At 67.2% G+C, this 4,223-nt stretch carries 4 protein-coding genes and 2 pseudogenes; 1 reads left to right on the top strand and 5 read right to left on the bottom strand.

Features of this window, described 5'->3' with window-relative positions; translation table 11 throughout:
• Window positions 1–225: 225 nt before the first annotated feature.
• Together AB0D57_RS47275 and AB0D57_RS47270 are read right to left on the bottom strand one after the other, a co-directional pair.
• Window positions 226–315, bottom strand: a pseudogene (locus AB0D57_RS47275) (DNA starvation/stationary phase protection protein); the annotation flags it as partial.
• Window positions 312–569, bottom strand: coding sequence for a WhiB family transcriptional regulator (locus AB0D57_RS47270; protein ID WP_362088699.1), 258 nt, complete (start codon window positions 567–569; stop codon window positions 312–314). The pseudogene AB0D57_RS47275 and the gene AB0D57_RS47270, both read right to left, overlap by 4 nt.
• A 23-nt stretch (window positions 570–592) precedes the next feature.
• Here AB0D57_RS47270 and AB0D57_RS47265 point away from each other — a divergent pair, with 23 nt between their 5' ends.
• The gene (locus AB0D57_RS47265; protein WP_362088698.1) at window positions 593–940 is read left to right on the top strand and encodes an ABC transporter substrate-binding protein; all 348 of its coding nucleotides are present in this window, start codon (window positions 593–595) and stop codon (window positions 938–940) included.
• 119 nt (window positions 941–1,059) lie between these two features.
• Here AB0D57_RS47265 and AB0D57_RS47260 read toward each other — a convergent pair whose 3' ends face one another.
• From AB0D57_RS47260 to AB0D57_RS47250, 3 genes and pseudogenes are all read right to left on the bottom strand, one after another.
• Window positions 1,060–1,929: an alpha/beta hydrolase gene (locus AB0D57_RS47260; RefSeq protein ID WP_362088697.1), complete on the bottom strand. Its 870-nt coding sequence runs from the start codon at window positions 1,927–1,929 to the stop codon at window positions 1,060–1,062.
• A 112-nt stretch (window positions 1,930–2,041) separates the two neighbouring features.
• Entirely contained in the window at window positions 2,042–3,046 is a 1,005-nt protein-coding gene (locus tag AB0D57_RS47255) for an NADP-dependent oxidoreductase (protein WP_362088696.1), read from the bottom strand.
• Window positions 3,047–3,518: 472 nt separating this feature from the next.
• Window positions 3,519–3,768: pseudogene (locus AB0D57_RS47250) on the bottom strand (TetR/AcrR family transcriptional regulator); the annotation flags it as partial.
• Window positions 3,769–4,223: the final 455 nt, after the last annotated feature.

Here is a 4,223-nt window from a genome sequence, read left to right as displayed (position 1 = left end):
AGCGCATCGGACCGGACCAATCGAGACGGGGATCAGTTCGGCCCGAGATCTGGCACGGGGCCAGCAAGATCACGATCTACAGCTGGAGTACTAGTTCGAGGGCGTCGGTCCTCGCATGTCCCCGGTCCATCCCTTGCGGGGTCAGTCGCGGACCTGGCCAGTCCCCGGTCTGGAACATCCAGGACTGCTTCTCGAGTTCGGCCGTGATGTCGATGAGCAGCTACAGAGCCCGAGCAGATCCACCAGGGGGTCCTGCAGCGACTCTCCGGTGACGTGGCGCGCGAGGTCGGGGAGCGTGCTCTTCACGACGGTCATGCCGCGTTTCTCCTTCCGGCTTCGTCCCTGGTTGTACGGAACAGTTCGGCGCGCTCCTCCTCACCGGTGCCGCCCCACACGCCCGAGGTCTGCCCGGTGCTGAGCGCCCAGGCCAGGCACGGGGCGGCCACCGGACAGCGCCCACAGATGCGCTTGGCGGCGGCGATGTCCTCCAGTGCCGGCCCCGCCTTGCCCACGGGGAAGAACAGGTCGGGGTCCTCTGCCACGCAGGCCGCTCTCACCAACCACTCCATGCCGCAGCGGGTGCCCAGGACGGATGGGTGGAAACCAGTTCGCCGGGGTGAGCCCCGACCGCGCCGCCGCCTGCGCCCGCGCGTTGCGGGACGTGGGCCACCGGGGTGCCCGGGGCGCCGGTGAGCACGTCCTTCCTGCCCCCTTCCTCGCCGTCGGCGAGGGCTGGTGGATCGGCACGACCTGCACCGACGCGAGCGCCGACTCCCGCACCAAAGCGTTCGCCGCCGCGTTCCGCGCCCGTCATGGGCACGCGCCCGGCCCCTGGACGGCCGAGGCGTACGACGCCGTCCGGTTCGCCGCCCACGGCCTCGCCTCCATCAGCGACGACGGCCGGTCCGCCCTGCGCTCAGAACTCCTGCGCCGCCCCTGACAGGGCATCACCCACCGCATCAGCTTCGACGCCACCGCGTAATTCTTCCAGCTCGCCCGGACAACTCCTCGGGCGGCTCGGCGGCCGTGAGGACCCGCTCCCACTACAGCCGCTCAGGTTCAGGACTCGAGGAATTCAAGCGCGCTCGTCACGAATTCATCGTGGTATTGGAAGATTCCCCCGTGTCCAGCATCCCGGTAGAGGGGGACGAGTTCACTCTGGGGCAGACGTGTGGCCAGGTCGAGTGTGTTCTGGCTGGGCACCATCCGGTCCTTCTCGCCGTTTGCCACGAGGGCCGGTTGGCGAATGTGCGACAGGTCCGACGGTGCCTGGCGGCCCCATTGTTTGATGGCCTTCAGCTGGGCGCGGACCGACGGCAGCGAGATGTCCTTGTCGCGGTGGTGCGTACGCTCCTTCAGCCGTTCCAAGAAGGCGTGTCCGGCCCGTCGGCCGCCTGCGGTTTCGGTGAAGAAGAGGGAGAGCTTGGGATCTTGGCGGGTCAGCGCGCCCTTGAGTGTGGCCCGGATGGTGAGTGCCGGGACATGGTCGATGCCGGGGCCCCCGGCGGGACCCGTGCCCGCCAAGATGACCTTGCGGACGAGGCGCGGTTCTTCTTTCGCGATGACCTGTGCGATGAAGCCGCCCATCGACAGACCGAGCAGATCGACCTGGTCGAACCCGAGGGCTCGGACGAACAGCACCGCGTCGCGAGCCATCGCCTCGATCGTGTCCGGCGTCGATCCGCTCGATCCGCCCACCCCGCGGTTGTCGAAGGCGATGACCCGACGTCGTACGGCGAGTCCGTCGACGACACGCGGGTCCCAGTTGTCCAGGACCCCGGCCAGGTGAATCAGGAGGATCAGCGGCACGCCGTCCTGGGGGCCGAGTTCCCGGTAGGCGAAGTCCTCGCCGCGAACGGACACGGAGCGGGTCGACGCGTTCTTGTACGACGACGTCGAGGGGGATGGGGGATTCCGCGGTGTGTTCATGTCCAGGTCCTTCTGTAGCGGATTTCAGGACATTTCTCGTTGCCGCTGGCCGTGTCGTTCCGGTGCGCCTGGAGGACCTTGATTGCCCGGCAGCAGTGTTCCCTCACGTCCCTCACGTCATCTTGACGACGACCTTGCCGGCCTTCGCGCGCCCTGCTTCGACGTACTCCAGCGCTTCTCGGGCCGACTCGAACGGGAATACGGTGTCGACGACGGGTCGGATCTTGCCGGCTTCGATGAGAGGGGTGAGCTCGCGCAGCTGTTCCCCGCTGGCCTTCATGAACAGGAACGAGTACGTCACGTTGCGGCGCCGGGCGCGTCGTCGGGTCCGGAAACTCAGCGCGGACATCACCAGCCGGATGATCGGATTCGCTCCCAGCTCCCTGGCGAAAGCGGCGTCGGGAGGGCCCGCGACACTGATGACGTTCCCGCCGGGCTTGAGCACGTCCAGGGACTTTTCGAGCGTCTCGCCGCCGAGCGAGTCCAGGACGACGTCATAGTCGTGCAGCACCGTCTCGAACGCCTGCTTCTTGTAGTCGACGACAACGTCCGCGCCCAGACGCTTCACCAGGTCGACGTTTGCCGTGCTCGTGGTGGTCGCCACATGCGCCCCCAGTTGCTTCGCCAGCTGGATGGCGATGGTGCCCAGGCCGCCGGAACCCGCGTGGATGAGGATTTTCTGACCCGGCTGAATGTGCGCGCGCTCGACCAGCACCTGCCACGAGGTCAGGGCGACCAGGGGAAGGGACGCCGCTTCCTCCATGGTCAGCGTGGCCGGCTTGATCGCCACGTCGTCCTGGTGCACCGCGATGAGTTCGGCGAACGTGCCGATCCGGTCCTTGTCGGGCCGTGCGTAGACCTCGTCGCCCACCGCGAACCGCGTAACGGCCGCACCGACTTCGACCACCACTCCGGCCAGGTCGTTGCCCAGGACGAACGGGACCCGGTACGGCAGGATCGCCTTCATCTCCCCGTCCCGGATCATGCGGTCGAGCGGGTTGATGCTCGCGGCCTCGATCCGGACCAGCACGTCGTCCGCGCCCACATCCGGGTCCGGCACATCGCCGACACGCACGCCGGCCTTGTCGCCGTAGCGCTCCAACGTGAAGGCTCTCATCGTCGTCTCCGTATCTCGCCCGCAGGCGGATGGGGGTGCAGTTCATTCCGGGCTTCCCCGGATGGTCCGCAGTGATTTTTGTGGCGTTATGCGGTCTATGTGTGAAGGGTTTTGCGGGAGGCGGAGCCTCGTCGCCCGGCTGTCCATGGAGGGCTGTGTGCCCTCGCTGTAGAACCTTCCGGGGTTGCCCTGTCGCGTGTCCCGGTGCCGATGTCAGTCCCCGTGGCGGCAGGGGAAGCCTATTGAATTACGTTCATAATATTAAGCGGCGGGTTGGCGGATCGCAAGGGGAATCGCTCCTCGTGGGGCGGTGTGGGGTCAGGTGACACGCCGCTCAGGCGGGACGGGCGAATCTGTGGCGCGAACAGGCGGGATCTGCGGGTGAGTCAGCTCGATGTCCTGGGGGCATGGCCGATACCCAGTAGTGCGAGGGGCGTTGTGGATGCCCTGATCGAGAAGTTCATCGGCGAGCGCCCTCGGCGTACGCCTGCCTGGTGGGGTCTGTGCGGCGCCCGATCTCGTAGAGCGGGGCGGCGGAGGGGCAGCCGTCGTCGGGGCTTTCGCGGTGCTGGGCGGACAGGTACCACCGCGCGATCTGTTCGAGCCGGGCGCGGCCGGGTGCCGCCTGCGCGACGATGTTCGCGTTCCCGCTTGAACCGGCGGTCGGCTGTCTCGATGATCCGCTGCCTGGTCGTCCGCTTGTGCTCATTCCCGTATCGCACTGCGTACTCCTTCGCTCGCCGGAGGAGTCGTCTGTCGGCTTGAGCTCGTTCCGTCGCGCCTCGCGGGCCGTCGTTCGTCGCGATAGCTCACTTGTGCCCGTGGTCTTCCGCGCATAGTATTACGATCATAATCTCAATGCCCGCCCCGGAGTTGGGTGGATCCGAGACCTGGTCGACAACGCCGGCCCGGTGCTTCGGACGCCGGCGAGGAGGGCTCCGTACCGCAGTCCCGGCACGTCGGTGGACTGCTTTTCAAGTGGGCCCGGGAGATGCCACGCACAACCGCCAACGCACCCGCCAACAAGAGAAGGACATCATGGGCACGTATCTGGCAGACAAGGCCGAGGACCTCACCGTCGAGGATGGCGTCCCGCCACGTGGTGTAGGGGATCAAGACACCGGAATCCGCAGGCCAGGGGCGCCGACCATGCCCGATCAGATGTCCAACTCGCCTT

It is taken from the genome of Streptomyces sp. NPDC048275 (genome assembly GCF_040652275.1).
GTDB lineage: Bacteria > Actinomycetota > Actinomycetes > Streptomycetales > Streptomycetaceae > Streptomyces.
The sequence above is the reverse complement of the archived record's forward strand: the minus strand, read 5'-3'. Positions and strand labels throughout refer to the sequence as shown.

Bases quoted from the DNA above. Each gene is read 5' to 3' on its own strand.
- AB0D57_RS47270 (WP_362088699.1), bottom strand. From the start codon at position 569: ATGGAGTGGTTGGTGAGAGCGGCCTGCGTGGCAGAGGACCCCGACCTG.
- AB0D57_RS47265 (WP_362088698.1), top strand. From the start codon at position 593: ATGGGTGGAAACCAGTTCGCCGGGGTGAGCCCCGACCGCGCCGCCGCC.
- AB0D57_RS47260 (WP_362088697.1), bottom strand. From the start codon at position 1,929: ATGAACACACCGCGGAATCCCCCATCCCCCTCGACGTCGTCGTACAAG.
- AB0D57_RS47255 (WP_362088696.1), bottom strand. From the start codon at position 3,046: ATGAGAGCCTTCACGTTGGAGCGCTACGGCGACAAGGCCGGCGTGCGT.